This window comes from Streptomyces sp. NPDC020884 (assembly GCF_044333935.1).
In the GTDB taxonomy this organism is placed as follows: domain Bacteria; phylum Actinomycetota; class Actinomycetes; order Streptomycetales; family Streptomycetaceae; genus Streptomyces.
Genome location: NZ_JBIRRY010000001.1, coordinates 887,328 through 913,677 on the forward strand (window position 1 = coordinate 887,328; position 26,350 = coordinate 913,677).

Annotated in this window: 25 protein-coding genes; 8 read left to right on the forward strand and 17 right to left on the reverse strand. The window is 71.6% G+C overall.

What is annotated here, in order from left to right:
• Positions 1-31: 31 nt before the first annotated feature.
• Positions 32-823: a TSUP family transporter gene (locus tag ACH4UK_RS04145; protein ID WP_398354415.1), complete on the reverse strand. Its 792-nt coding sequence runs from the start codon at positions 821-823 to the stop codon at positions 32-34.
• Between the two features lie 177 nt (positions 824-1,000).
• Between ACH4UK_RS04145 and nirB the strand changes: the two genes are divergently transcribed.
• The 3 genes from nirB (at position 1,001) to ACH4UK_RS04160 (ending at position 5,292) form a co-directional block, all read left to right on the forward strand.
• Positions 1,001-3,589, forward strand: a complete 2,589-nt coding sequence (gene nirB, locus ACH4UK_RS04150; RefSeq protein WP_398354416.1) for a nitrite reductase large subunit NirB — start codon at positions 1,001-1,003, stop codon at positions 3,587-3,589.
• Complete coding sequence (gene nirD, locus ACH4UK_RS04155) at positions 3,589-3,948, forward strand: nitrite reductase small subunit NirD (RefSeq protein WP_398354417.1); 360 nt, start codon at positions 3,589-3,591, stop codon at positions 3,946-3,948. Before nirB ends, nirD begins: the two co-directional genes overlap by 1 nt.
• 177 nt (positions 3,949-4,125) lie before the next feature.
• On the forward strand, positions 4,126-5,292 hold the full coding sequence (locus ACH4UK_RS04160; RefSeq protein WP_398354418.1) for an alkaline phosphatase PhoX: 1,167 nt from the start codon (positions 4,126-4,128) through the stop codon (positions 5,290-5,292).
• A gap of 79 nt (positions 5,293-5,371) precedes the next feature.
• On the opposite strand, the gene ACH4UK_RS04165 is transcribed toward ACH4UK_RS04160, so the two are convergent.
• From ACH4UK_RS04165 to ACH4UK_RS04200, 8 genes are all read right to left on the reverse strand, one after another.
• Complete coding sequence (locus ACH4UK_RS04165; protein ID WP_398354419.1) at positions 5,372-5,782, reverse strand: VOC family protein; 411 nt, start codon at positions 5,780-5,782, stop codon at positions 5,372-5,374.
• 161 nt (positions 5,783-5,943) lie between these two features.
• Entirely contained in the window at positions 5,944-6,975 is a 1,032-nt protein-coding gene (locus tag ACH4UK_RS04170) for an ArsR/SmtB family transcription factor (RefSeq protein ID WP_398354420.1), read from the reverse strand.
• Between the two features lie 634 nt (positions 6,976-7,609).
• Positions 7,610-10,321: a pyruvate, phosphate dikinase gene (gene ppdK, locus ACH4UK_RS04175; protein ID WP_398354421.1), complete on the reverse strand. Its 2,712-nt coding sequence runs from the start codon at positions 10,319-10,321 to the stop codon at positions 7,610-7,612.
• 340 nt (positions 10,322-10,661) lie between these two features.
• Positions 10,662-11,354: an HAD family hydrolase gene (locus ACH4UK_RS04180; RefSeq protein WP_398354422.1), complete on the reverse strand. Its 693-nt coding sequence runs from the start codon at positions 11,352-11,354 to the stop codon at positions 10,662-10,664.
• Positions 11,351-12,505 (reverse strand): ABC transporter ATP-binding protein, encoded by a 1,155-nt coding sequence (locus ACH4UK_RS04185; protein WP_398354423.1) that lies wholly within the window; start codon positions 12,503-12,505, stop codon positions 11,351-11,353. Before ACH4UK_RS04185 ends, ACH4UK_RS04180 begins: the two co-directional genes overlap by 4 nt.
• Before the next feature lie 6 nt (positions 12,506-12,511).
• Positions 12,512-13,408: an ABC transporter permease gene (locus ACH4UK_RS04190; protein WP_398354424.1), complete on the reverse strand. Its 897-nt coding sequence runs from the start codon at positions 13,406-13,408 to the stop codon at positions 12,512-12,514.
• Positions 13,396-14,313: an ABC transporter permease gene (locus ACH4UK_RS04195; protein WP_398354425.1), complete on the reverse strand. Its 918-nt coding sequence runs from the start codon at positions 14,311-14,313 to the stop codon at positions 13,396-13,398. The genes ACH4UK_RS04190 and ACH4UK_RS04195 overlap by 13 nt, the downstream gene beginning before the upstream one ends.
• Positions 14,313-15,491: an ABC transporter substrate-binding protein gene (locus ACH4UK_RS04200; RefSeq protein ID WP_398354426.1), complete on the reverse strand. Its 1,179-nt coding sequence runs from the start codon at positions 15,489-15,491 to the stop codon at positions 14,313-14,315. Before ACH4UK_RS04200 ends, ACH4UK_RS04195 begins: the two co-directional genes overlap by 1 nt.
• Before the next feature lie 279 nt (positions 15,492-15,770).
• Between ACH4UK_RS04200 and ACH4UK_RS04205 the strand changes: the two genes are divergently transcribed.
• Complete coding sequence (locus ACH4UK_RS04205) at positions 15,771-16,526, forward strand: GntR family transcriptional regulator (RefSeq protein WP_398354427.1); 756 nt, start codon at positions 15,771-15,773, stop codon at positions 16,524-16,526.
• 60 nt (positions 16,527-16,586) lie between these two features.
• On the opposite strand, the gene dusB is transcribed toward ACH4UK_RS04205, so the two are convergent.
• On the reverse strand, positions 16,587-17,735 hold the full coding sequence (gene dusB / locus ACH4UK_RS04210; RefSeq protein WP_398354428.1) for a tRNA dihydrouridine synthase DusB: 1,149 nt from the start codon (positions 17,733-17,735) through the stop codon (positions 16,587-16,589).
• 420 nt (positions 17,736-18,155) lie between these two features.
• On the opposite strand from dusB, the gene ACH4UK_RS04215 reads away from it, so the two are divergent.
• Complete coding sequence (locus ACH4UK_RS04215; protein WP_398354429.1) at positions 18,156-18,671, forward strand: hypothetical protein; 516 nt, start codon at positions 18,156-18,158, stop codon at positions 18,669-18,671.
• Positions 18,672-18,704: 33 nt separating this feature from the next.
• On the forward strand, positions 18,705-19,070 hold the full coding sequence (locus ACH4UK_RS04220; protein WP_398354430.1) for a hypothetical protein: 366 nt from the start codon (positions 18,705-18,707) through the stop codon (positions 19,068-19,070).
• 53 nt (positions 19,071-19,123) lie between these two features.
• Here the strand turns inward: ACH4UK_RS04220 and ACH4UK_RS04225 are convergent, their stop codons facing one another.
• Positions 19,124-20,011, reverse strand: coding sequence for a helix-turn-helix domain-containing protein (locus ACH4UK_RS04225; RefSeq protein ID WP_398354431.1), 888 nt, complete (start codon positions 20,009-20,011; stop codon positions 19,124-19,126).
• Between the two features lie 101 nt (positions 20,012-20,112).
• On the opposite strand from ACH4UK_RS04225, the gene ACH4UK_RS04230 reads away from it, so the two are divergent.
• Complete coding sequence (locus ACH4UK_RS04230; RefSeq protein WP_398354432.1) at positions 20,113-21,585, forward strand: MFS transporter; 1,473 nt, start codon at positions 20,113-20,115, stop codon at positions 21,583-21,585.
• A 51-nt stretch (positions 21,586-21,636) separates the two neighbouring features.
• Here ACH4UK_RS04230 and ACH4UK_RS04235 read toward each other — a convergent pair whose 3' ends face one another.
• A complete protein-coding gene (locus ACH4UK_RS04235) occupies positions 21,637-22,323 on the reverse strand; it encodes a TetR/AcrR family transcriptional regulator (protein WP_398354433.1) in 687 nt (228 codons plus the stop codon).
• 16 nt (positions 22,324-22,339) lie between these two features.
• A complete protein-coding gene (locus ACH4UK_RS04240) occupies positions 22,340-22,783 on the reverse strand; it encodes a hypothetical protein (protein WP_398354434.1) in 444 nt (147 codons plus the stop codon).
• Positions 22,784-22,935: 152 nt separating this feature from the next.
• On the opposite strand from ACH4UK_RS04240, the gene ACH4UK_RS04245 reads away from it, so the two are divergent.
• Positions 22,936-23,532: an SMI1/KNR4 family protein gene (locus ACH4UK_RS04245; protein WP_398354435.1), complete on the forward strand. Its 597-nt coding sequence runs from the start codon at positions 22,936-22,938 to the stop codon at positions 23,530-23,532.
• A 30-nt stretch (positions 23,533-23,562) separates the two neighbouring features.
• Here the strand turns inward: ACH4UK_RS04245 and ACH4UK_RS04250 are convergent, their stop codons facing one another.
• From ACH4UK_RS04250 to ACH4UK_RS04265, 4 genes are all read right to left on the reverse strand, one after another.
• Positions 23,563-24,531: a glutaminase gene (locus ACH4UK_RS04250; RefSeq protein ID WP_398354436.1), complete on the reverse strand. Its 969-nt coding sequence runs from the start codon at positions 24,529-24,531 to the stop codon at positions 23,563-23,565.
• A 68-nt stretch (positions 24,532-24,599) separates the two neighbouring features.
• On the reverse strand, positions 24,600-25,502 hold the full coding sequence (locus ACH4UK_RS04255; protein WP_398354437.1) for a MerR family transcriptional regulator: 903 nt from the start codon (positions 25,500-25,502) through the stop codon (positions 24,600-24,602).
• A 187-nt stretch (positions 25,503-25,689) separates the two neighbouring features.
• Positions 25,690-25,908, reverse strand: coding sequence for a DUF6243 family protein (locus tag ACH4UK_RS04260; protein ID WP_398354438.1), 219 nt, complete (start codon positions 25,906-25,908; stop codon positions 25,690-25,692).
• A gap of 174 nt (positions 25,909-26,082) precedes the next feature.
• On the reverse strand, positions 26,083-26,286 hold the full coding sequence (locus ACH4UK_RS04265; RefSeq protein WP_398354439.1) for a hypothetical protein: 204 nt from the start codon (positions 26,284-26,286) through the stop codon (positions 26,083-26,085).
• Between the last annotated feature and the right edge of the window lie 64 nt (positions 26,287-26,350).

Consider the following 26,350-nt stretch of genomic DNA (forward strand, 5'->3'; position numbering starts at 1 on the left):
CGCCCGGCAGGCGGCAGTTCGACGACAGGTCCTAGGCGTTCCACTGGTCGAAGCCGAGCTTGGCGACCAGCGAGAACACCACGGTCAGCAGCACCGCCCGGACGAAGCCGCTCCCCCGGCTCAGCGCCATCCGGGCCCCGATCATCCCGCCCGCCAGGTTGAAGAGCGCCATCACGGCCGCGAGCTGCCACAGCACCGTGCCCTGGTACGCGAACATCGCCAGCGCCCCCGCGTTGGTGCACACGTTGACGATCTTCGCGGTGGCCGAGGCGGTCACCAGGTCCAGATGGAGCACGGCGGTCAGGGCCAGCACCAGGAAGGTGCCGGTGCCCGGCCCGAACAGCCCGTCGTAGAAGCCGATCCCGCCGCCGACCAGCACGATCGCGGTGACGATCCGGGCCCGGGTGACGGGCCGGTCCGTGCCGTCGTCCGCCGCCGCGGTGCCGAAGGACGGGCGCAGCATCACGAAGGCCGCGACCCCCAGCAGCACGACCATGATCACCGGACGGAGCACCTCGCTGCTGATCCCGGCGGCGAAGAACGCCCCCGTCATCGACCCGGCGAGCGCCATCAGCCCGACCCGCACCGCCAGCCCCACCCGTACCGGGGCTTTGCGCAGGAAGGTGACCGCCGCGCCGGAGGTGCCCACAATCGCGACGGCCTTGTTGGTGCCGAGGACATGGGCCGCCGGGACGTGCGGCAGGCCGAGCAGCAGCGCGGGCAGGAGCAGCAGTCCGCCGCCGCCCACCACCGCGTCGATCCAGCCCGCGACGGCCGCGGCGAGGCAGAGGAGAAGCAGCGTGGTCAGAGTTATGTCAGGCACGACCCGACATTAGACACCTGTCGTCGGACCGCTCCGCCCCGCCCCTCCCCGATCCCTCACAGGGGCCCGGCACGGGCGCTGAGCGCAAGGTTCCGCCCGGGAAACAGACGGGATGCGGCCGGGTAACACCTCCCGCCCAGGCTCATGGCATCAGGACAACCGACGGAGGCCACTGAGATGCCGGAGCCCACCACCCCGAACGCCCAGGCGCACACCGCCGTTCCGACGATCGTGGTCGTCGGGCACGGCATGGTCGGCCAGCGGTTCCTGGAGGACCTGGCCGGCCGCGGGCTGACCCCGGCGGCCGGCGGCGCCCGGGTCGTCGTGCTCTGCGAGGAGCCCAGGCCCGCCTACGACCGGGTGCAGCTCACCTCGTACTTCGACGGGCGCAGCCCCGAGGACCTCTCCCTGGTGGAGCCGGACTTCATGGCCCGGCACGGCTTCGAGCTGTACGTCGGCGACCCGGCGACGGGCGTCGACCGGGCGGGCCGGACGGTGACCGCGCGGTCCGGGGCGGTGTTCCCGTACGACACGCTGGTGCTCGCGACGGGCTCGTATCCGTTCGTGCCGCCGGTGCCGGGGAAGGACGCCCGGGGCTGCTTCGTCTACCGGACGATCGAGGACCTGCTCGCGATCGAGGAGTACGCGAAGGGCGCGGCGACCGGTGCGGTGGTGGGCGGCGGGCTGCTCGGCCTGGAGGCGGCCGGGGCGCTGAAGGGGCTCGGGCTGCGCACCCATGTGGTGGAGTTCGCGCCCCGGCTGATGCCGGTCCAGGTGGACGACGGCGGGGGCGCGGCGCTGCTGCGCACGATCGAGGACATGGGCCTCGCCGTGCACACGGGGGTCGGCACCCAGGAGGTGCTGGCGGACGCGGACGGCGCGGTGAGCGGGATGGCGCTGTCGGACGGGTCCTCGCTCGCCGTGGACCTGGTGGTCTTCTCGGCGGGGGTGCGGCCCCGGGACCAGCTGGCCCGCGACTGCGCTCTGGCCGTCGGGGACCGCGGCGGGATCGTCGTGGACGAGGAGTGCCGGACGTCGGACCCGGCGGTGTTCGCGATCGGCGAGTGCGCGCTGGCCGCCGACGGCCGGGTGTACGGGCTGGTGGCACCGGGCTACGAGATGGCCCGGACGGCGGCCGAGGTGATCGCGGGCGGGCGGTCCGCGTTCACCGGGGCGGACCTGTCGACGAAGCTGAAGCTGCTCGGGGTGGACGTGGCCTCGTTCGGCGACGCGCACGGGAGCGCCGAGGGGTCGCTCGACGTCGTCTACTCCGACGCCCGGTCGGGGGTCTACAAGAAGCTGGTGATCGGGCGGGACGGGACCCTGCTGGGCGGGGTGCTGGTGGGGGACGCGGACCAGTACGGCACGCTGCGGCCGATGACGGGCACGGTGCTGCCGGTCGCCCCCGAGCAGCTGGTGCTGCCGGCCGGGGCGGGCGGCCCGGTGGCGCTCGGCCCCGCCGCGCTGCCCGACGACGCGGTCATCTGCTCCTGCCACAACGTGGCCAAGGGGGCGATCTGCGAGCACACCTCGCTGCCCGAGGTGAAGAAGTGCACCAAAGCCGGTACCGGCTGCGGCAGTTGCCTGAAGGTGATCGGTCAGCTGATGCCGCCGCCGCAGGACGCGGGGCTGTGCGGCTGCTTCCCGTACAGCCGCAGCGAGCTGTACGAGATCGTCCGCACCCTGGAGGTCACCTCGTTCGCGGCGCTGCTCGACTCGCACGGCCGCGAGGAGGCGCGCGGCGGCGACGGCTGCGAGGTCTGCAAGCCGACGGTCGGCTCGGTCATCGCCTCGCTCGCCCCGACGGTCGGCGCGAGCGGCTATGTGCTGGACGGAGAACAGGCGGCACTCCAGGACACCAACGACCACTTTCTGGCCAACCTCCAGCGCAACGGGTCGTATTCGATCGTGCCGCGCATCCCGGGCGGTGAGATCACCCCGGAGAAGCTCATCGTCATCGGCGAGGTGGCCCGCGACTTCGGCCTCTACACGAAGATCACCGGCGGCCAGCGCATCGACCTCTTCGGCGCCCGGGTCGACCAGCTCCCGCTGATCTGGACCCGCCTGGTGGACGCGGGCTTCGAGTCCGGCCACGCGTACGGCAAGTCGCTGCGCACGGTGAAGTCCTGCGTGGGACAGACCTGGTGCCGCTACGGCGTGCAGGACTCCGTGAAGATGGCGATCGACCTGGAGCTGCGCTACCGGGGCCTGCGCTCCCCGCACAAACTGAAGTCGGCGGTCTCCGGCTGTGCCCGCGAGTGCGCGGAGGCCCGGGGCAAGGACTTCGGGATCATCGCCACCGCCCAGGGCTGGAATCTGTACGTCGGCGGCAACGGCGGGGCCACCCCGCGCCACGCGGACCTGCTGGCCCAGGACCTCTCCGACGCCGAACTGGTCCGGCTGATCGACCGGTTCCTGATGTTCTACATCCGTACCGCCGACCGGCTGGAGCGCACCTCGGCCTGGCTGGAGCGGATCGACGGCGGCCTGGAGCACGTCCGGGACGTGGTCGTCCACGACTCGCTGGGGCTCTGCGAGGAGCTGGAACGGCTGATGGCCGACCATGTCGCCGGATACCGCGACGAGTGGGCCGAGACCATCAACGACCCGGAGCGCCTGCGCCGCTTCGTCACCTTCGTCAACGCGCCCGACGCCCCCGACCCCTCGGTGAGGTTCGTCCCCGAGCGGGACCAGATCAAGCCGGATCTGGAGCTGCTCGCGGGGCCCGTGCTCGCCGTCCGCACCCTCGAAGGGACCGCATCCTGATGACCACCGCAACGATCACCACGGCACAGCACACCGGGTCCGTCCGGCTCGCGCACGGGAAGGACTGGCTGACGGTCTGCGACCGGGCCCTGCTGACCCCCGGGCGGGGCGTCACGGTGCTGCTGCCGGACGGGGACCAGGCAGCCGTCTTCATGGACCGGGCCGGCCAGGTGTACGCGATCGGCAACCGGGACCCGTTCACCGGCGCGTACGTCCTCGCGCGCGGACTGCTCGGCTCCGCCGCCGGGCGGCCGTTCGTGGCATCGCCGCTGCTGAAGCAGCGTTTCGACCTGGCGACGGGAGCCTGCCTGGACGACGAGGGGGCGGCAGTGCCGGTCTTCGCCGTACGGGCGGACTGACCGCACCGACCGAGGCCGGTACAGGCGGACGGACCGCGGGGGCCGCGTCCTGCGCGATGTCTCCGCCGCCCGTTCACCTGTTCGTGAAGCCCCGTCAACTCCGTGCTCCTACAGTCCTGACGCGCGACCCGCCGGTCCGTCCGGAGCGGCGGCCCCTCACTCATGCGTGGAGTGATCGTGGAACGTCGGACCTTCTTGCGCACCGCGGTGATCGGCAGCTCGGCGGCGGCCTTCGGCGGCACGCTGTGGCGGGGCGCCGCCTTCGCCGACCCCGCCCAGCCGGCCCCCGGCCCGTACGGCGCGCTCCAGGCCGCCAACGGCGACGGGATCCAGCTGCCGAACGGCTTCACCAGCCGTGTCGTCGCGCGTTCCGGGCAGAGCGTGCCCGGCACCTCCTACCGCTGGCACAGCGCGCCCGACGGCGGGGCGACGTACGCCGACGGCGCGGGCTGGATCTACGTCTCCAACGCCGAGGTGTCCTCGGGCAGCGGCGGCGGCGCGAGCGCGGTGAGGTTCGACTCCGCCGGGACGGTGACGTCCGCGTACCGGATCCTGGCCGGCACGAACAACAACTGCGCGGGCGGCGCCACCCCGTGGAACACCTGGCTGTCCTGCGAGGAGGTCACCCGGGGGTATGTGTACGAGACCGACCCGTGGGGGGTGGACGCGGCGGTGCGGCGTCCGGCGCTGGGCCGGTTCAAGCACGAGGCGGCCGCCGCCGACCCGGACCACGGCTACGTCTACCTCACCGAGGACGAGACAGACGGCCGCTTCTACCGCTTCCGGCCCACGACGTGGGGGGATCTGGCGAGCGGCACCCTTCAGGTGCTGGTGGCCGGCACGGCCACCTCCGGTCCGGTGACCTGGGCGAATGTGCCGGATCCGGCCGGTTCCGCCACCCAGACCCGGCACCAGGTGTCCGGGGCGAAGGTGTTCAACGGCGGTGAGGGCTGCTTCTACGCGGCGGGCACCTGCTGGTTCACCACCAAGGGCGACAACCGGGTGTGGGCGTACGACGCGAACGCCTCGTCGATCTCGCTCGCCTACGACGACTCGCTGGTCACGGGCGGTACGGCCCCGCTGACCGGCGTGGACAACGTCACCCGGTCCGGATCCGGGGACCTCTACATCGCGGAGGACGGCGGGAACATGGAGATCTGTCTGATCACGCCGGACGACACGGTGGCCCCGTTCCTGCGGATCACCGGCCAGTCCGGTTCGGAGATCACCGGCCCGGCGTTCTCACCGGACGGCGGCCGGCTCTACTTCTCCTCGCAGCGCGGGACGAGCGGAAGCTCCTCCGGGGGCATCACGTACGAGGTGAAGGGCCCTTTCCGCAGCTGACGCCCGGCGTGCGCCGGGCGCCCCGCACCGGCCCCGGCGCACGGCCCGCCCTGCGGTCCCAGCGCATGCGCCCTGCGGCTCAGGCCTGGCCCTCGACGGCGGCCGGGTCCATCCACATGACCTCCCAGATGTGGTGGTCGGGGTCCTGGAACGAGCGGCCGTACATGAAGCCCATGTCCTGCGTCTCGCCCGCGGGGAACCCGCCGGAGGCCAGCGCCGCGTCGGCCAGCTCGTCGACCTTCTCGCGGCTGTCGGCGCTGAGCGCGAGGATGACCTCGGTCGCCTTCGAGGCGTCGACGACGTCCTTCTTGGTGAAGTCCTTGAAGCGCGGCTCCGTCATCAGCATCGCGAAGATCGTGTCGCTGATCACCAGACACGCGGTCTTGTCGTCGCTGAACTGCGGGTTGGTCGTGAAGCCGAGCTTCCCGAAGAAGCCCACCGTGGTCTCCAGGTCCTTCACCGGCAGGTTCACGAAGATCATCTGAGCCATGATCGTTTCCTCTTTCTCTGTCCCGTGGCGCCTGCGGTGGTCCGTCCGGCGCTTTCGATGGGTAGACGGCGGTGCCGCACGGAACTCATCGCCGTACGGCGGACGGATTCTCGCGGCCCGCCGGAGGACGGCGGACGGCGGACACCGGGCGGCGGCAGGCCCTAGGGCAGAGCGAGCGGGGCCCCGCCGCGCAGCAGGGAGCCGCCGAGCGGGGTCAGCGTGTGCAGGACCGAGCTGCCGTGGCGCAGCGTCAGGACCAGGCCCGCCTCGCGCAGCACGGAGGCGTGCTGGCTCGCGGAGGCCATCGAAACCCCGGCCCTGCGGGCGAGTTCACTGGTGGTGCAGCCGTTGCCGATGGACGACAGGACGGCGGAGCGGGTGTGGCCGACGAGCCGGCCGAGCCAGGGTCCCGGCTCGGCGAAGACCGGGGCGCCGGGGTTGGTGACCGGGTAGACGAGCACCGGCGGGAGCGACGGGTCCCGGTAGACGACCGGGGTGCCCCGGCAGAAGAAGGACGGCTGGAGCAGCAGTCCGCGCCCGTCCAGATACAGATCGCGGTCGACCGGGTAGTCCGCCTCCAGCACGGGCGAGCGCCACCGGATCATCGGCGGCAGGGTGGCCAGGAGCCCGTCCGCGCCGCCGTCCAGCAGGGCCCGGCCCCGGACGGCCCGGTCCGCCTCGACGCTGGCCCGGATGTGCGGCCAGTAGGGCTCGACGGCCGCGTGGTGGTAGCTGCGGAGGGCCCCGATGAGCCGGGCGAGCGGCTCGGCGCGGTCCTCCATGAGCGCGGCGGGCAGCGCCGCGCTCGCTCTTCCCGCTCTGGCGTCCTGCTGGCGCCGGCCGGCCCGCTGTCGCAGCCGCCCGGCGGCCAGGAGCTCCAGCTCCGCGTGGACGCGGTCGGCGGGGGTGTCGCGCAGGGCCTCCATTCCGACGTCGAGCCCGAATGGCTCGGCGTCTTCCTGGCAGGGCGTCAGGAAATCCGGGAAATAGCCCCGGGGCGGAACGACCGCCGCCAGCAGCTGTGCTTCACCATTCAACCGCGCCCGGGATTCCGTACGCCATTTTCCGAACACCGTCGAAGCACGCCGGTCCCTGAGCCGGTGAAAACTGAGAATGGTTTCCCACAGCGCGTCCGGCCTCGTGGCCATCCGCACCCGCGAAAGGTCCAGCCTGGACACATGGATACGCAGCACTACTCCCCCACCTGTTGCATCCGCAATTGCCCCCACCGAAGGGTATGCGGACCGTCACAGGAGGTCACCACGGGGTTTCGGCCAGAAGTGAAAGGTCTCGCCCCGTTCCGCTTCACCCGAAAGGCTGTACGACGTCGGGTACGCATCCGGTGCCCACCGGATGAGCACGTGAAGGCCGTGGGGGGCTTTGTGTGTTCGGCGGCGGTGGGCGACGGTGCGGCTCCGTACCCGACGGGGGTAAGCCGGGTGCGGTCCATGGGTGGGGATCCATGGACCGCACCCCGGTCCCCCCGGCCGTCACCCGAATTTCTTTGCGCATTAAACGAAGCAATGTGCTCTGCGCCACATTCCTTGCACGATATTCGGTGCGCACTCCTGACGGCTTCCCCGTAGCGCCGGTCACTTCCGCGCACACCACTCCCGTACCGCCGGCCTCTCCGCGCACATCGGGCCCTCTTACCGCCGGTCACTTCCGGTCAGCACCGGCGCGTACGACGAAGCGGCGGCACCCCCGCACAGGGTGCCGCCGCTTCTCGGCGGGGCCTTTGAGGCCCTGGTCGATGGGCAGGGCTGTTCGTGCAGCCCTGCCCGTGAGGGTCCGGGCTGTTCGTGCAGCCCGGACCCGGAGCCCGGGTCAGCGGCTGTCGCTGCCCCGGGACTCGGCTGCGGCCCGGCCGGCTTCCAGCCGGGCGACGGGGATCCGGAACGGCGAGCAGGAGACGTAGTCGAGGCCCACCTCGTGGAAGAAGTGCACCGACTCCGGGTCGCCGCCGTGTTCGCCGCAGACGCCGAGCTTGAGGTCCGGGCGGGTGGCCCGGCCCGCCTCGACGGCGCTGCGGACCAGCGCGCCGACGCCGTCCCGGTCGATCGTCTCGAACGGGGAGACCCCGAAGATGCCCTTCTCCAGGTAGGCGGTGAAGAACGAGGCCTCCACGTCGTCGCGGGAGAAGCCCCACACCGTCTGGGTCAGGTCGTTCGTGCCGAACGAGAAGAACTGCGCGGCCTCGGCGATCTGGCCCGCCGTCAGCGCGGCGCGCGGCAGCTCGATCATGGTGCCGATGGTCAGCTTGAGGTCGGTGCCGGTGGCCGCCTGGACCTCGGCGATGACCCGGTCGGCCTCCTCGCGGACGATCTCCAGCTCCTGGACCGTGCCGACGAGCGGAATCATGATCTCGGGACGCGGGTCGCCCTTGGCGTTCTTGCGCTGGGCGGCGGCCTCGGCGATGGCGCGGACCTGCATCGCGAACAGACCGGGGATGACGAGACCCAGGCGCACGCCGCGCAGGCCCAGCATCGGGTTCTGCTCGTGCAGCTTGTGCACCGCCTGGAGCAGCCGCAGGTCGTTCTCGTTGGCGTCCTTGCGGGACTCGGCGAGGGCGACGCGGACGGACAGCTCGGTGATGTCGGGGAGGAACTCGTGCAGCGGCGGGTCCAGCAGCCTTACGGTGACGGGCAGTCCGTCCATCGACTCGAACAGCTCGATGAAGTCGGCCTTCTGGAGCGGGAGGAGAGCGGCCAGCGCGCTCTCCCGCTCGTCGTCGGTGTCCGCCAGGATCAGCTTCTCGACCATCTCGCGGCGCTCGCCGAGGAACATGTGCTCGGTGCGGCACAGCCCGATGCCCTGGGCGCCGAAGCGGCGGGCCCGCAGCGCGTCCTCGGCGTTGTCGGCGTTGGCCCGCACGCGCAGCCGGCGCACCCGGTCCGCGTACGCCATGATCCGGTGCACGGCGGCGACCAGCTCGTCCGCGTCGTCGGCCCCGGCGTGCATCCGGCCCTCGAAGTACTCGACGACCGGGGACGGTACGACGGGTACCTCGCCCAGGTAGACCTTGCCGGTGGAGCCGTCGATGGAGACGAGGTCGCCCTCCTCGACCACCTTGCCGCCGACCGTCATCCGGCGGCGCTTGGTGTCGACCTCCAGGTCCTCGGCGCCGCAGACACAGGTCTTGCCCATGCCGCGCGCCACGACCGCCGCGTGCGAGGTCTTGCCGCCGCGCGAGGTCAGGATGCCCTCGGCAGCAATCATGCCCTCGAGGTCGTCGGGGTTGGTCTCGCGGCGGATCAGGATGACCTTCTCGCCGGAGCGGGACCACTTGATCGCGGTGTACGAGTCGAAGACCGCCTTGCCGACAGCGGCGCCCGGGGACGCGGCGATGCCCCGGCCGAGCAGCTCGGTGGTGGCCTCGTCGTCGAAGCGCGGGAACATCAGCTGGGCGAGCTGGGCGCCGTTGACCCGCTGGAGGGCCTCGGCCTCGTCGATCAGGCCCTGGTCCACGAGCTGGGTGGCGATCCGGAAGGCGGCGCCGGCCGTGCGCTTGCCGACCCGGGTCTGGAGCATCCAGAGCTGGCCGCGCTCGATGGTGAACTCGATGTCGCAGAGATCCTTGTAGTGGTTCTCCAGCGTCTTCATGATCTGCATCAGCTGGTCGTACGACGTCTTGTCGATCGACTCCAGATCGGCGAGCGGCACCGTGTTGCGGATACCGGCGACGACGTCCTCGCCCTGCGCGTTCTGGAGGTAGTCGCCGTAGACGCCCTGGTGGCCGCTGGCCGGGTCGCGGGTGAAGGCGACTCCGGTGCCGGAGTCGGGGCCCAGGTTGCCGAAGACCATGGAACAGATGTTGACGGCCGTGCCGAGGTCGCCGGGGATCCGCTCCTGGCGGCGGTAGAGCTTGGCCCGGTCGGTGTTCCACGAGTCGAAGACCGCGTTTATGGCCAGGTCCATCTGCTCACGCGCGTCCTGCGGGAACTCGCGCCCGGCCTCGGACTCGACGATCTTCTTGAACTGCTTGACGAGCTTCTTGAGGTCGGCCGCCGCGAGGTCGGTGTCGACCGTGACCTTCTTGGCGTGCTTGGCCGCCTCCAGGGCCTCCTCGAAGAGGTCGCCGTCGACCCCGAGGACGGTCTTGCCGAACATCTGGATGAGGCGGCGGTAGGAGTCCCAGGCGAACCGCTCGTCGCCGGACTGGGTGGCGAGGCCGGCCACCGAGACGTCGGAGAGGCCGATGTTCAGGACCGTGTCCATCATGCCGGGCATGGAGAACTTGGCGCCGGAGCGGACCGAGACCAGCAGCGGGTCGTCGGCCTGGCCGAGCTGCTTGCCCATGCGCTCTTCCAGCGCCTTGAGGTGCGCACTCACCTCGTCGCGCAGGGCGGTCGGCGCGTCGCCGCTGTCCAGGTAGACCTTGCAGGCCTCGGTGGTGATCGTGAAACCCGGAGGGACGGGCAACCCGAGGTTGGTCATCTCGGCGAGGTTGGCGCCCTTGCCGCCCAGAAGATCCTTCAGATCCTTGTTGCCCTCGGTGAAGTCGTAGACGAACTTCTGGGGATCTTTGTTTTCCGACACGGGTCTCGACTCCTCGAGGACGCGGTGGCTGCCCTGACGGCGAGGAACATACCCAGATCGAAGGTGTATGGGTACGTCCACTTGGTCGTCATACGGCCGCAACCACCCGTCCGCCAGCAGATCGAAAGGGTCGCTCGGCCGAAGCCGGTCATCCGCTGTTTTCATCTCTTGAAAGCAACATGGCCGAAACTTGACCCTGCCCGCTCACCTGAGCGGCTTGCTCAGCAGATGAGTCCACTTCTCGAATTCAACGACGTGGCACTGAGTGCCACGTCTTCCAGAAGTGCAGCCATGCCCAATTCGCTCATCTGAGCGCAACCCCGATCAAGGGTGGCGTGAATCACGCCCGATTCGGACCCCGGATTTCAGGATCCGGACGCCTCAGGCAGTCGCTGAGCACCCCGAGGTCCACCTCTTCCAGGCTACGGGCGAAGGTCCGCCCCCGCGCGGGCTCCACCGGCAGCAGCGAGGGCACCACCAGGACCGCGCAGCCCGCGGCGTGCGCGGACGCGGTGCCGTCCGGGGAGTCCTCGATGGCGACGCAGGCCGAGGCCGGGACGCCGAACCGGGTCGCCGCCGCCCGGTAGGGATCCGGATGCGGCTTGGTCCGTACGGTGTCGTCGGCCGACAGCGTGAAGGCGAAGTCCGCGCCGGCCAGCGACCCCGCCACCACCGCGTCCACCACACTCCTCGGCGAGGCGCTCACCAGGGCGAACGGCACCCGGGACCGCTCCAGTGCGGCCAGCAGCGCGGCCGCCCCGGGGCGCAGCGGGGCGCCCGCGTCGACCTTGCGGAAGAAAGACGCGGTCAGCTCGCCGGCCACGGCGTCCAGCGCGGCGGCGGCCCCGCCCGTCACCTCGATCAGATGAGCGGCGGTGTCCGCGACGGCCCGGCCGACGACCTCCGGCGCGTCCTCGCCGGACAGCCGGTGGCCGAGTCCGGCGGCGACCTCGTGCGCCGTCTCCCACCACAGCACCTCGGTGTCGACGAGGGTGCCGTCCATGTCGAGGAGCACGGCCGCGGGCCTCGTCATGCCCCGGCCTTCCCGGCCGACGGCGCACGTACCGGCGCCGCGGGCACGACGAGCACCGGACGCGGCACGGGCGTGACCCGGGCCCGTACGCCGGGCAGCAGGTCGGCCGCGTCCCGGGAGGGGAGGTCCGCCTTGACCGCGACGCCGTCCGGGAGGTCGAGCAGGACCCGGGTGACCGAGCCGAGGAACGACGCGGAGACGACGGTGGCGGTGCCGTCGGGGTCGGCCTCGGCCCGGATGTTCTCGGGCCGGATCAGCACGTCGAAGGGCCCGCTGCCCGCCGGGATCGCGCCGTCGACCGGCAGGGTGCTGCCCGCGACCTCGACCGCACCGGCTGCCGGGCGGCCCGGCAGCCGGTTCATCGTGCCGACGAACTCGGCGACGAACGCGGTGGCGGGGCGTTCGTACAGCTCGGCCGGGGGTGCGCACTGCTCCAGGCGGCCCGCGTTCAGGACAGCGACCCGGTCGGCCATGGAGAGGGCCTCCTCCTGGTCGTGGGTGACGAAGATGGTGGTGATCCCGAGCGACAGCTGAAGGCGGCGGATCTCCTCGCGGAGCGAGAGCCGGACCTTGGCATCGAGTGCCGAGAGCGGTTCGTCGAGCAGCAGCACCCGGGGCCGCAGCGCGAGGGCGCGGGCCAGGGCGACCCGCTGCTGCTGGCCGCCGGACATCTGGTGCGGGAAGCGTCCGCCGTGGTCGGGCAGCCCGACCAGGTCGAGGAGCTCGGCGGCGGTGGCGTGCCGCCGGGCCGCGGGCACCTTCCGTACCCGCAGGCCGAAGGCCACGTTGTCGCGGGCGTTCAGATGCGGGAAGAGGCTGTAGGACTGGAAGACCATGCCGGCGTCGCGCCGGTTGGCGGGGATCGGCGTGATGTCCTCGCCGTCCACCAGCACCTCGCCGGAGTCGGGCTGCTCGAACCCGGCCAGCACCCGCAGCGCGGTGGTCTTGCCGCAGCCGGAGGGGCCGAGGAGAGCGAGCAGTTCGCCGGGCTCGGCGGTGAGGTCGAGTCCGTCGAGGGCCACGGTCGGGCCGAACGCCCGGCGCAGCGAGCGGAACTCCACCCGGGCTCCGGTGGCGGCGCGCCCGTCGGCGGGCGACGCGGGCCGGGACGGCTCGGGGCGCTGGGCGGCGGCGGTGGGCAGGGCTGACATGGGTGGCTACTCCTTGCCGGGTACGGGGGTGGCGGCGGGGACGGCGGTGGACGAGCTGGTTCCGGCGCGGGAGAGGACGAGCAGCAGGGCCCAGGTGATCAGCAGGCTGAGCAGGGACACCGCCACCGACATCCGGGCCTCGGCGCCGGAGACGGAGACGATCCACACCGCGAAGGGCCGGAAGCCCAGCAGTGAGGCGACGGTGTACTCGCCGAGCACCAGCGCCAGCGTGAGGAAGGAGGCCCCGGCGAGCGAGGAGCGCAGGTTGGGCAGGATGACCCGCAGGATCACCTGCGCCCGGCTCGCCCCGCAGTTGCGGGCGGCCTCCACCAGCGTGGGGACGTCGACGGCGCGCAGTCCCGCGTCGAGCGAGCGGTGCACGAACGGCAGCGCCAGCACGGTGTAGGCGAGGACCAGCACCACCGGGAACGACTCGTTCTGCACGGCGAGGAAGGTCTGGAAGAGCGGGGTGCGCGAGAAGTGGTCGGGTCCCCAGCGCAGCACGGTGGCGATGCCGGTGACCAGCGCGATCGGCGGCACCACCAGCGGCAGCATGCAGACGATCTCGACGACGGCGCGCAGCCGGGGCGGCCCGAGCCGGACCGCGACCAGGGCGGGCACCACGAGCAGCAGGGCCAGCGCGATCGTCGCGGCGGCGAGGGAGAGCGAGAGGAGCAGGCTCTCGGTGAAGCCGTCGGCCGACAGGATGCCGCTGTACGCCGCGAAGGTGAGGCCCTGGCCCGGTACGTGAACGGTGAAGACGAACGAGGAGAGCAGGGGGGTGACGAAGTAGAGCCCGGCCGTCGTCAGGACGGCGCCGCGCCAGTAGCGCGGGCGCGTACGGCGAACCGTCCTCGCCGTGGCGGGGGCCTCGGGAAGAGGGGTCGTCGTCAGTGCAGCCATCGGGAGCTCCGTCGCTGGAGGGGCAGATAGACCGCCATCACCAGTCCGGCGATCACGATCATGTCGAGGCTCAGCGCCAGGGCGACGTTCTCCTGGCCGACCAGGACGTTCCCGGAGAGCGCGTCGGCGATCTTCAGGGTGACCAGCGGTACGGAGCCGCCGACCAGGGCGGCGGCCGTGGCGTGCGCGGCGAAGGCGCTGCCGAAGAGCAGGACGAAGCCGCCGAGCAGCGAGGGCGCGAGCACCGGCAGGCCGACGTGGCGCCAGAACTGCCGGGTGGTGGCCCCGGTGTTGAGCGCGGCCTCCCGCCACTGCGGGCGCAGCCCGTCCAGCGCCGGGACGACGACGATCACCATGAGCGGGATGAGGAAGTAGAGGTAGATGACGGTGAGCCCGGTGAAGGAGTAGAGGTTCCAGCCGAGCGCGTCCAGGTGCCCGAGCTGGGTGACCACCCCGGAGATGCCGAGGGTGGCGACGAAGGCGAAGGCCAGCGGGATCCCGCCGAAGTTGGCGAGCACCCCGGAGGCGGTGAGCACAGCCCCGCGCAGCGCTCCGCGCCGGGAGGTGACGACGGCCTGGGCGATCAGCACCCCGCAGACGGTGGCGAGGGCGGCGGTCAGCGCGGACAGCTCGACGCTGCCGGTGAGCGAGGTGAGGTAGGGCCCCTGGAGCGAGCGCCGGAGGTGTTCGCCGGTGACCTCGGTGCTGCCGGAGACCGGGTCGCTCCGGGTGATGGCCCCGTACAGCAGGGCCCCGGCGGGCAGTCCGAAGCAGACCCCGGCGAAGACGAGCAGCGGCAGCGCGCCGAGCCAGGCGCGGGGCGGCCGGCGGCGGGAGGTGCGGCCACCGGCCCGCGGGGCGGCCGCCCCGGGGCCCGGGGCGGCGGCGGAGGGGGGCACGGTCATCAGGAGACGGCCTTGTCCCAGTTCTCGGCGAGCGTGGCGTTGGCCCGGTCGAGCTCCTCGGAGCTCGGGAAGGCCGGGGTGCCCGCGACCTCGGGCAGCTTGGCGACGAAGGTCTTGTCGGCGGTGCCGTCCTCGGTCATGGCGGGCAGCAGCACGGGGCGGGCGTACCCCTTGAGCCAGAGGTTCTGGCCCTCGGCGCTGTACAGGTACTCCATCCACAGGCGGGCGGCTGCCGGGTGCGGGGCGTCCTTGTTGACGGCCTGCGAGTAGAACTGGGCGTAGACGCCGTCGCTCGGCACGGACACCTTCCAGTCGACACCCTTGCCCTTGAACTGGTCGGCGTACCCGGCGTTCAGGTAGTCCCAGTCGATGCTGATCGGCGTCTCGCCCTTCTCGACGGTGGCCGGGGTGGACTCGACGGGGATGAAGTTGCCGCTCTTCTTCAGCTTCCCGAAGAAGTCGATGCCGGGCTGGATGTCCCCGAACGAGCCCTGGCCGGCCAGCGAGGCCGCGTACACCCCGCCGAACGCGGAACCGGACTTGGTGGGGTTGCCGTTGAGGGCGACCTTGCCCTTGTACTCGGGCTTCAGCAGGTCCGCGAAGGTCTCGGGGCAGGCCTTGATGCGGGCGGCGTCGCAGCCGATGGAGACATAGCCGCCGTAGTCGTTGTACCAGCGGCCGTCCGCGTCCTTCTGGCTGTCGGGGATCTTGTCCCAGGCGGTGACCTTGTACGGGGCGAAGAGGTTCTCGGCCGCGCCGCTGCGGGCGAAGGCGATGCCGAGGTCGAGGACGTCGGGGGCGCGCTTCTGGCCCTTGCGGGACTTGACCGCGGCTATCTCGTCGGAGCTGGAGGCGTCCGGGGTCTCGCTCTTGATCCTGACCTTGTACTTGGCCTGGAAGGCCTCGATGATCTCGCCGTAGTTCGCCCAGTCCGGCGGCAGGGCGATCACGTTCAGCTCGCCCTCCTTCTCGGCGGCGGCGACCAGCTTCTCCAGCCCGCCGAAGTCGGCGACCGAGGTGGCCTCGGCGGACTTCACCCCGTTCACCCCGGTCGCGGACTTCTCCTCGGGTGCGGCGCCGCAGGCGGTGAGCGCGGTGAGGGCCGCGGTGGAGAGGGCGAGAGCGGCAACGGCACGGCTGTTGGCGCGGATACGGGGGCGGGGTCGGGCTCTGCGCACGGTGTGTCTCCCGGGAGCGAAGTGAGTGCCACTTGTTCATACAAGCTGGCATCAGTTCGCCCGGTTCAGGTGTCCGTGGAGTTAACGTCCGATGTCCGGTGCCGCAAGAGCCGAGGAAGAGGAAAGCCGGTCATATCGGGGTTGTGGTAGGTACGGAACCGTTGCGCGGTGCCGGTCCGCAGGGACGTTAGAGTGAGCTGCCGGACCGTGGCGATGACCTGGACCTGTGCACAGCCCAGGGTGCGCCCTGGACCCGTACAGCCGACCGATGGGGGGCGCGTGGGCCGTTCACGCTACGAGGAGATCGCCGAGTCGCTGCGGCAGGCGATCCGCGGCGGCGTCCATCCGCTGGGCTCCCGGCTGCCGTCGGAGAGCGACCTCGCCGCCCGCTGGGAGGTCTCGCGCGGCACCGTGCGCCAGGCGGTGGCCCTGCTCGCGTCCGAGGGCCTGATCGGCTCCCGGCAGGGGGCCCGGCGGGTGGTCCTGCGCCAGGAGCGACGCCAGAGCTTCCAGCAGCTCAACAGCTTCGCGCAGTGGGCGCAGGCGATGGGCTGCGAGGTCTCCAGCCGGATCCTGGTCCGCACCACCCGGGCCGCGACCGACGAGGAGGCGGCCCGGCTGGACGCCGAGCCGGGCAGCGAGGTGCTGTACGTGCTGCGGCTGCGCCGGCTGGACGGGGAGCCGGTGATGGTCGAGCGGACCGTGTACGCCCAGTGGGTGGCCCCGGCGGTCCGCGCGCTGCCCGAGGACTGCGTCTCGATCATGGACAGCATCGCGGAGCGGGCCGACGTCGTCGCGCACTACGGCGAGCATCTGATCGACGCGGTCGCGGCGGGCAGCGAGGACGCGCGGCTGCTGCGGGTGCGCCGGGCCAGCCCGCTGCTGCGCCAGCGGCATCTGACGTACACGGCGGCGGGCCGGGCCATCGAGTGGACGGACGACCGCTACCGGGCGGGCAGCGTCGTCTTCAACGTGATGAACTCCGCGGCGGCGGCCCCGCTGGAACGCCACGCGGGCCCGGACGTCACGCGCTGAGGCCCTGGCGCACGGCGTCGGGAACAGCTCCGTACGGCGTCGGCACGACTCCGTACGGCGTCAGCCGCCCGAGGTGTCCAGCTCCGCGTCGGCGCTGATCCCGGCGCAGTCGTACGGGTCCTTCAGCCAGCCGTCCGGCAGGACGACCCGGTTGTTGCCCGAGGTGCGCCCGCGCGGACCGTCGGCTCCGTCCGGCCAGGGCTGATCGAGGTCCAGCTCGTGCAGCTGGCCGCTCAGCTCCTCCAGCGAGGAGGTGATCGCCAGACTCCTGCGCATCTCGGAGCCGACCGCGAAGCCCTTCAGATACCAGGCCACGTGCTTGCGGAAGTCGATCACGCCACGAGCCTCGTCGCCGATCCACTCCCCCAGCAGCGTCGCATGGCGCACCATGACGTCCGCGACCTCGCGCAGCGCGGGCGCGTGCCGGGCCTCGCGGCCCTCCATGGCGTTCACCAGGTCGGCAAAGAGCCAGGGCCGGCCGAGGCAGCCACGCCCGACGACGACGCCGTCGCAGCCGGTCTCGCGCATCATCCGCAGGGCGTCGTCCGCACACCAGATGTCGCCGTTGCCGAGCACGGGAATCTCGGGCACATGCTCCTTGAGCCGGGCGATGGCGTCCCAGTCGGCGGTGCCGCCGTAGTGCTGGGCGGTGGTGCGGCCGTGCAGGGCGACGGCGGTGACGCCCTCCTCCACGGCGATGCGGCCGGCGTCGAGGAAGGTGATGTGGTCGTCGTCGATGCCCTTGCGCATCTTGATGGTGACGGGGAGGTCCCCGGCGTTGGCGACGGCTTCCTTGAGGATGGCCCGCAGCAGGGGCCGCTTGTACGGAAGCGCGGAGCCGCCGCCCTTGCGGGTGACCTTGGGGACCGGGCAGCCGAAGTTCAGGTCGATGTGGTCGGCCAGATCCTCGTCGACGATCATCCGGACCGCCTTGCCGACGGTGACCGGGTCCACCCCGTACAGCTGGATCGAGCGCGGGGTCTCGGCCGCGTCGAAGTGGATGAGCTGCATGGTCTTCTCGTTGCGCTCGACCAGCGCCCGCGTGGTGATCATCTCGCTGACGAACAGCCCCTTGCCGCCGGAGAACTCCCGGCACAGCGTCCGGAACGGGGCGTTGGTGATACCGGCCATCGGGGCCAGCACGACCGGCGGCTGCACGGTGTGCGGGCCGATACGGAGCTGCGGCAGGGCGGGGGCGAGCGTGGTCATGGCTCCATTGTCGCGTACGCCGGAGGGGTGGCCGCATCGCCCGTTCGACAGCGGTCGCCCCCGGCGGTCCACCGCGCCCTTCGGGCAGACCCTCGCACGACCTGCCGAGGATCCGCGCGCCCCACGGACACGGGCACGGGCACAGGGACGGGCATGGACAGCCGCACCGGCTGATATATCGTCATGACCCTTTCCACAGAACGTCATTGAGAATATCCGCGGATCACCCCGCGAAATCCCCCGGCCCCCATCAGCGGCCCGACGGAAATACCACGCCCGGGGTTGCCTTTGCGCGCAATGACTCTTTTCACTGCCGAGCGGTCTTCTGCGCACCTTCCCCGCACTGAAAAGGTCTCTCCGTCGCCACCCTCCTGACCTGTGGGTGGCGGCAGCGAAAACAACCAATAGGGGGAAACAGTCGTGTCGAAAACCACCACCCGTCGAATGACGCTGTCCGGCATCGCCGTCCTCACCAGCGGGGCCCTGCTCGCCACCGTGGCTCCCGCCGCCATGGCCGCCGACCGCGCGCGGGAAGGGACCGTCGCGGCGGACGCGGCGGAGCAGACGCCGCCGCTCACCGCCGAGCAGCGCCGGTTCATCGAGACGGAGATGGGCCCGGAGGCGATGGCCGAGCTGGAGAAGGCGATGAGCCAGGGCTCCTCCGGCACCGTCCAGCCGCGCGCGTTCCCGATCGCCGCCGCGGCCATCGCCGCTGCCGCGTGGTGCGCGAAGGGGGCTCTGGGCTCCATTCCCACCTCCGTGCTCAGCGATATCGCGGCGGGCAAGTCGTCCGGCAAGAAGACCTATGTCCGCAATGCCATCATCGGCTGTATCGGCGGGGAGATCGGTGGCGTCGTCTGGAAGTTCCTGCCGGGCTGGGTGAAGGACAAGGCCGTCAATATGGTCATCGCCTTCATCATCAAGTACGTCCGCTAGGGTTTCCCGGCACGACGAGCCCGCGAGGTGTATATGGCCTACCTGTTTCTCTTCGGCTGCTTCCTCCTGCTGGGAGTGGCCGGCTCGCTGGCGGCCCGCGTCGGATATCGGGGCAAGGCCTGCGACGGGTCCGTCGGATACGAGGTTCCCGCCGCGGTGAAATCGGACCCCGCACTACGGAAGCGGGCGAACGACCTGGTGGCGTTCTGGTGCACCGGGGCCGCGATTCTCAGCTTCGCTCCCCTGGTGCCCCTCGGAAGCGTCATCCTGAGCGGCGGCGGCAAGTCGGTCTCCACCTGGGGGCTGGTCGCCTTCGCGGCCTACGGCCTGGTCATCGCGACCGTGGGCGGCTACCCCTTCGAGAAGATCAAGCAACTCGGCGCGTCCGTCGAGCGCTGAGAACACCAGGAGCCCGAGGAGTGGTCCGCCTCGGGCTCCTGTGCGTGCCGCGTCTACCCGGCCGCGAGCGCGATCCGGTGCAGCCGCTCCAGCCGGGCGCGGGTCTCCTCGTCCACCGGCGGATAGCTGACCAGCCGCGGCCCGCTGGACGGGCCGAGCCAGAGGTTGGTGTGCTCGACGTGCAGCAGCCCCACGTGGGCGTTGCGGAAGTACTTGGTCCGGCCCCGCTGGTCGACCACCTCGTGGCGCTCCCACATCTCGCGGAACTCCGGCGACCCTGTCTCCAGCCGGTGCAGCAGCGCCTTCCACGCGGGCTCGGCCAGGTGCCCGGCCATCGAGGCGCGGAATTTGGCGGCCATCATCCGGGTGACCTCGGGCAGATCGACGATCGAGGCCCGCCAGTCGTCGTGGGTGAAGGCCAGCAGCAGGCAGTTGCGGTCCTCGGGCGGCAGCGCGTCCAGGTCGCAGAGCAGCCGGGCGTAGGTGCGGTTGTACGCGAGGACGTCGTACCGGCTGTTCTGGACGCAGGCCGGGATGGGGTCCAGCTGCTCCAGCATGGTCCGCAGCGCCGGGGTCACGGTGGGGCACTCCGTGCCGGGGGCCGGGTCGGCGGCCTCGGAGAGCGCGAAGAGGTGGGCGCGTTCGCTCGGGTCGAGCAGCAGGGCACGGGCCAGGGCGTCCAGCACCTGGGCGGAGACCTGGATGTCCCGGGCCTGTTCGAGCCAGGTGTACCAGGTGACCCCGACCGCCGAGAGCTGGGCGACCTCCTCGCGGCGCAGCCCGGGGGTGCGACGGCGCCGGCCCCGGACGAGGCCGACCTGTTCGGGGGTGATGCGCTCGCGGCGGCTGCGCAGGAAGGCGGCGAGCTCGTGCCGCCGCATCTCGGACGCGGACTCGGTGCCGGCCGGCGCGGTCGGCGGATCGGCTGCCATGGTCGTCATGCCTCCAGCGTGCCGGATGCCCCGGCCTGTTGCCAGGTAGCGCTGGTACCAGGATAAAGAGACTCTGGTACCAGGCTGGGATCGGCGGCACAGTCGACAGCGTGAGTGAATCATCCGTACACGCATCCCTCGGCACGACGGCCCGAGCGACCCCCGTCCGCCACGACCACCCCGCCCCGGTGCTCGGCGCGCTGGGCCTGTTCACGGTGCTGCTGGGCGCGGCGCTCCCGCTGATCGACTTCTTCATCGTCAACGTCGCGCTGCCCACGATCGACCGCGATCTGGCCGCGGGCCCGGCCCTGCTCGAACTCGTCGTGGCGGGCTACGGCCTCGCGTACGCGGTGCTGCTGGTGCTCGGCGGCCGGCTCGGCGACATGGTGGGCCGGCGGCGGCTGTTCCTCATCGGCATGGCGGCCTTCGGGATCACCTCGCTGGCCTGCGGGCTGGCCCCCGACGCCTGGACGCTGGTCGGCGCCCGGGTGGCGCAGGGGGCCGCCGCCGCGCTGATGCTGCCGCAGGTGCTGGCCACGATCCAGGCCGCGACGCGTGGCCGGCGCCGGGCACGGGCGATGAGCCTGTACGGGGCGACGGCGGGGCTTTCGATGGTCGCGGGCCAGATCCTGGGCGGGGTGCTGGTCGCCGCCGCCCCGATGTCCTCGGTGTTCGGCGAGAGCGCGGGCTGGCGGTCGGTGTTCCTGGTGAACGTGCCGGTGGCGGTGGTGGGGCTGATCCTGGCCGCCCGCGTGCTGCCGGAGACCCGTTCGGACCGCCCCGCGCCCGTCGACGTACCCGGAACGCTGCTCCTCGCGCTGTCCCTCGTGACGCTGCTGGCCCCGCTGACGGAGGGCCGGGCCGCCGGCTGGCCGCTGTGGACGTGGCTCTCGCTGGGCCTCTTCCCCTTCTCCGCGTACGCCTTCTACCGCGTGGAGCGGCGGGCCGACCGGCTCGGCCGGGTGCCGCTGGTCCCGCCGAGCCTGCTGCGGCTGGACTCGCTGCGGCGCGGCCTCGCCCTCGTGGTGCCGTTCTCGATCGGCTTCGGCGGCTTCATGTTCGTGATCGCGGTGGCGCTCCAGCAGGGCCTGCGGCTGGGCCCGGCGGCGGCCGGCCTCTCGCTGGCCCCGATGGCGCTCGCGTTCTTCGGCGCCTCGCTCGCCGGGCCGCGCCTGGTACGCCGTTACGGCAGCCGGGTCGTCACGGCGGGCGGGCTGATCCAGGCGGCCGGTGTGGTGGTGCTGGCGCTCACCGTGCACTACGCGTGGCAGGGCCTGGGGCTCTGGGGCCTGCTGCCCGGGGTGGCGCTCGCGGGCCTCGGCCAGGGGCTCCAGCTCCCCGTCCTCTTCCGGATCGTGCTCTCCGACGTACCGCCGGAGAAGGCCGGGGTGGGCGGCGGCGTGATGACGACGACGCAGCAGGCGGCACTGGCCCTCGGGGTGGCCACGCTGGGCACCCTGTTCCTGGCGCTGATCCCCGGCCTGGGCATGCGGGACGCACTGGTCGTGACACTGCTGGTGCAGCTGGCGGCGGTGGCGCTGACGGTCGGGCTGAGCCTGCGGCTGCCGCGCGCGATAGCCTGAGATCCGGACGTACACCCGGGAGCGCTGGACCGCCCTCCACCGTCCGCCCCGTCAGAGGCCTACGGTGTCCGCGAGACCGTCGGTGTGGGCGCGGAGGAACTCCTCGGGATCGCTCAGCGTATCCGCCGCGTACTGGCCGAAGGCGTCGAACAGGATGGCGCCGATGACCGCGGACCACAGGCCGTAGGCACGGGCGACGTTGCCCACCGGCATCTCGAAGCCGAACGCCTCCCGCAAGCGCTCCATGTCCGCGCGGACGGTCGCGTTGCGCGGCGCCTCCACCGCTCGCAACTCGCCCGCCTGCCAGGCGTTCTCGACCAGGCCGGCGAGCGCGCGGGCGAAGCGGGTGCCGGGCTCCACGGTCTGGTCGCCGGGAGCCGCGTAGCCGGGCACCGGGGTGCCGTAGAGCAGGGCGAACCTCGACGGTTCGCGCACGGCCCAGGCGCGCGCCGCGAGCGCCGCCACCTCGAGCCGCTTGCGGTACGACAGGCTCGACGCCGCATCGAGGGCCGCGTCGACCTCGTCGGCCAGTTCGTCGTACGCGTCGACGATCAGCAGGGTGATCAGCGCTTCCCGGTCCTGGACGTAGCGGTAGAGCGCCGACGGGACGACGCCGATGTCCCGGGCCACGGCCCGCAGGGACAGGTCGGCCGGACGTACCGTCGCCAGGTGTCCGCGCCCCACACGCACGATGTCACGCATCATCTGCTCGCGTGCCGCCTGCCGTGGAGTGACCATGCGTCCACCCTATAAGTCAGCGGCGCCCCTTCCCGGACCCGCCGTTGTCCCCTCCCCGCAGGACCCGCCACGATTCCCACCCGCGGCAGACGACGTACGCGAAGATCGTGAGCGCCGCGACCGTGGTGTCGGTGATCGAGGACTGCGCCCCCTCCGTGGTGTCCAGGATGGTGAAGGCGAGCACCGCCGCGGCGACCTTGTGGAAGATCACCATTTCCCAGATCGCCGGCGCCTGCCGGGGCCGGTACGCGAGCATCGCCCACATCGCGCTGAACACGAGGTACCCGAAGGTTCGCCACCCCTCCACCATCATGCGGTCGTCGCTCGCGTCCGCCATCAGGAAGAGCCCGTTGACGAACACCGCGAAGGTGACCGCGGAGTTGAGGGCCATCAGGCCGCGGCCGATGCGGTCCCAACGCCGGGACGGGGTGCTGTGGACCGCGAGGGGGGCTGTGGTCACGACGGACATCCTTACGCTGGGAACCCGAGAAGCGAGAACACTGTTCTCTGTCGAGTCAGACGATGCCCCACCCGTCGACCCGAAGTCAAGAACAGTGTTCTCTCTTTTGGTGGCGCCGGGGTGCCTCCGCAACGCCCGCCTACCATCGTGAGGTGACCACAGAGGAAGGCGCCCGCCTGGGCTCGGAGGCCGCACGCAGGTTGGCACGACTGGGGCGTGCCGACGTGCTGCCCGGCCTGTCCGCGGAGGAATTCGCCCGGATCGAGGAGGAGTTCGGGTTCGCCTTCAGCGACGACCACCGGGCGTTCCTGGCAGCCGGGCTGCCCGTGGACCGGCCGTCCCCGACGGAACACCGGCGGTCATGGCCGAACTGGCGCGACGGCGACCCGGACGAACTGCGCGAACGCTTGGCGCGGCCGGTCGAGGGCGTGCTGTTCGACGTGGAGCACAACGCCTTCTGGTCACCGCACTGGGGCGCGAAGCCGGACACGTCGTCCCGGGCCCTCGACGTGGCGCGCCGCGAACTGGCCTCCGTGCCGCAGATGGCCCCCGTCTACGCCCATCGCTATCTGCCGGCCGCACGCGGCACGTACGGGCACCCCGTCCTGTCGATGCACCAGACCGACGTCATCCACTACGGCGCCGATCTGGCCGACTACATCGACCGGGAGTTCAACGGGCCGCCGCGCGGGGAGAACGCGTCACACCCGCGGTCGACCGTGGCGTTCTGGCGCGACCTCGTGGAGTGATCGGACCGGGTGGAGCGCGGGAATCAGCGGTCAGAAGACGGACAGCCCGGTCAGCGTGGTGAAGCGGTCGAGCGCCGACACGCCCGCCACCGAGTTGCCGCGCCGGTCGAGGCCCGGACTCCAGACGCACAGGGTGCACACCCCGGGCACGATGGCGATGATTCCCCCGCCGACGCCGCTCTTGCCCGGCAGCCCCACCCGATAGGCGAACTCCCCAGCCGCGTCGTACGTCCCGCAGGTGAGCATGACCGCGTTGACCTGCTTCGCCTGGCTGCGGGTCAGCAGCGCGGAACCGTCGGCCCGGACACCGTGCCGGGCGAGGAACCCGGCGGAGAGGGCCAGGTCCGCGCAGGACGCCTCGATCGAGCACTGCCGGAAGTAGGCGGCGAGCAGTTCGGGGATGGGGCGCGTGATGTTGCCGTAGGAGGCCATGAAGTGCGCCAGCGCGGCGTTGCGGTCACCGTAGGCGGCTTCGGAGGCGGCGACCTCCGGCAGGAAGTCGATGGCGGGATTGCCGCTCTCCGAGCGCAGCAGTTCCCGCACCTGGCCCGCCGCGTCCCCGGTCAGGGTCTGCAACCGGTCGGTCACGACCAACGCCCCGGCGTTGATGAACGGGTTACGGGGAATCCCGCTCTCGTACTCCAGCTGCACCAGGGAGTTGAAGGGATTGCCCGAGGGCTCGCGGCCCACGCCCCGCCAAATCTGTTCGCCGTCCAGGGAGAGCGCCAGGGCCAGGGCGAACACCTTGGATATGGACTGCGTGGAGAAGGGCTGCTGCCAGTCGCCGACACCGTAGACGGTTCCGTCCGGCTCCGCGACAGCCATGCCGAAGCGCCGGGGGTCGGCACCGGCGAGCATCGGAATGTAGTCGGCGGGGGTGCCGTGGTCGGCGAGTGCGGCCATCTCCTCGGCTATGCGGCTGATCACGGCGCTGAAGCGGTGGGAGCCGGCGCGCGGAGCCGGACTGCCTGCCCGCGGGTCGGCGGAGGTGTGGGACACGGGGAGTTCCTGACGGAGAGGGGAGCGAGGGGACCGGGGCCCGGGTGGGAACGTCGAGCGGCCGTGTTTCAGGAAGCGGGTGGCTCGTGGGCGGCGAGCTCTTCGGCCAGTTCCATGCAGCGCAGGCGGGCCGGTGACATGTCGTAGGGCAGCTTTCCGATGGCTTCGAGTGCGCTCATGGACTTCTGTCCCGTGCCGGAGCCCTGGCCGGCCCCGCCCTCACCCCCGTCTGCGGGATCGGGGTGCAGAGCGTCCCAGGCGTCGAAGAGCGCGTCGTCGCCGTCCGCCGCGCCGGAATCCTCGATGGCGGTGTGCAGCGCCTCTTCGAAGGCGTGCCGCTCGGCAGCCACCCGGGCCACGCGGGGGTCGTCGACAGCGACCGTGTCATCGAGCGCCTCCTCGGCGGCATCGACACGGTCGGATTCCTCCCGCAGCGCCGGGTGCGTGGCCAGGGTGATGAAACGGCCGGCCTGGACGGCCGCACCGAGCGGGCCGAAGATCCGCTCGGTGACCAGCAGGGTGTCCAGGTCCGCCTGGCGCAGGGAGCCCTCGGGCAGACTCTTGAGGCGGTCGGTGACGAAGTCGGAGAGCAGGCCCATCCTGCTGCCCTCGGTGCGCATCCGCTGCACGGCGGTCCGCTGCCGGCGCAGCTCCGCTTCCTGCGCGACGAGGGTTTCCTCCAGCCGTTCCAGGGTGCCCGCGAGGCCGTCGTCCCCGCCGGCGGCGGAAGCCGTGTCGGCGAAGGCGTCACGGATGTCGCCCAGAGCGATCCCGGCATCGGCCATCCTGCGGATCCACAGCAGCCGGATCAGGTCCTCGTAGCCGTAGCGGCGGCGGTCGTCCCCGCCGCGCACGGGCTCGGGGAGCAGGCCGATCCCGTGGTAGTGGCGGATCGCCCGCGGGGTGGTTCCGACGAAGGCGGCCGCGTCACCGATCTTGACCCGGCGCGGTGGGATGAAGGACGCATGCACAGGCGGGGCCTTCCTCGGAGGGGCGGGACAGGAGTCCACGGGACCACATACCGCTGCGGAAGGTGCAACCCGGGCCACCGGGACGAGGACGGAGGACGGTGCGGTCCACCGCGGGTCGGTCCGAACGGGGGTGGGCCCGGATCATCCCTGATCCGGGCCCACCGTCGTACGGCGTACTGCTCAGGTGTCAGCTCTGCGCGGGCGGTGCGTCCTGCTCGCCCGGCTCGGCGGTGGTGGCCGCCTGGGCCTCGGCGCGCTCGCGCATCTTGCGGACGAGCTCCTGCTTCTTGTCCTCGGCGGCCTTGCGGTCGGCGCCTCGCGCGGAACCCGCGCCCTGCTGTTCGGCGCGGGACAGCTTCTTGCGCTGTCCGCCGACGCCGAGGAGGTTGTTGCGGCTCTTGGCCACGGCGTTCTCCCATTCGGAGTGTGAAGTGAGTCAGGCAGAGGTGATCGGGTCCGGTCGCGCCGGTCCCGGGCAGCGGCGGGGTGGTCGCACCCGCCGCGCTCTCACTCGTAGATCTGGAAGAACGAAGACATGCCGGAACGGTACCGCGCTCCCCGAGCGCGCCGCACCGGATTTTCAGGCCGTCGGATCGACCGTCGCCTGATGGGCCTCGGCCAGATGTTCCTGGGCCTTCAGCCAGGGCAGGAACTGCGCCGAGCGGCGCCACGCGCAGGTGGCGCACGTCAGCTGGCGCGTCATGCCCGACTTCCGTACCTGCACGACGTGTTCACGGCCGTGCTGGTCCCATCTGCTGACCTTGCTGGTGGTGATGGACGGCATCGCGTACCTCCCGGATCGGCGGGGCTCCGGTGGACGACGAAGCCCCCGGTTCCGTACCCGGAAC

Coding starts and splice junctions, on each gene's coding strand:
- ACH4UK_RS04265 (WP_398354439.1), bottom strand. CDS start 26,286: ATGCCGTCCATCACCACCAGCAAGGTCAGCAGATGGGACCAGCACGGC.
- nirB (WP_398354416.1), top strand. CDS start 1,001: ATGCCGGAGCCCACCACCCCGAACGCCCAGGCGCACACCGCCGTTCCG.
- ACH4UK_RS04185 (WP_398354423.1), bottom strand. CDS start 12,505: ATGTCAGCCCTGCCCACCGCCGCCGCCCAGCGCCCCGAGCCGTCCCGG.
- ACH4UK_RS04225 (WP_398354431.1), bottom strand. CDS start 20,011: ATGACGACCATGGCAGCCGATCCGCCGACCGCGCCGGCCGGCACCGAG.
- dusB (WP_398354428.1), bottom strand. CDS start 17,735: ATGACCACGCTCGCCCCCGCCCTGCCGCAGCTCCGTATCGGCCCGCAC.
- ACH4UK_RS04190 (WP_398354424.1), bottom strand. CDS start 13,408: ATGGCTGCACTGACGACGACCCCTCTTCCCGAGGCCCCCGCCACGGCG.
- nirD (WP_398354417.1), top strand. CDS start 3,589: ATGACCACCGCAACGATCACCACGGCACAGCACACCGGGTCCGTCCGG.
- ACH4UK_RS04180 (WP_398354422.1), bottom strand. CDS start 11,354: ATGACGAGGCCCGCGGCCGTGCTCCTCGACATGGACGGCACCCTCGTC.
- ACH4UK_RS04195 (WP_398354425.1), bottom strand. CDS start 14,313: ATGACCGTGCCCCCCTCCGCCGCCGCCCCGGGCCCCGGGGCGGCCGCC.
- ACH4UK_RS04235 (WP_398354433.1), bottom strand. CDS start 22,323: ATGGTCACTCCACGGCAGGCGGCACGCGAGCAGATGATGCGTGACATC.
- ACH4UK_RS04220 (WP_398354430.1), top strand. CDS start 18,705: ATGGCCTACCTGTTTCTCTTCGGCTGCTTCCTCCTGCTGGGAGTGGCC.
- ACH4UK_RS04165 (WP_398354419.1), bottom strand. CDS start 5,782: ATGGCTCAGATGATCTTCGTGAACCTGCCGGTGAAGGACCTGGAGACC.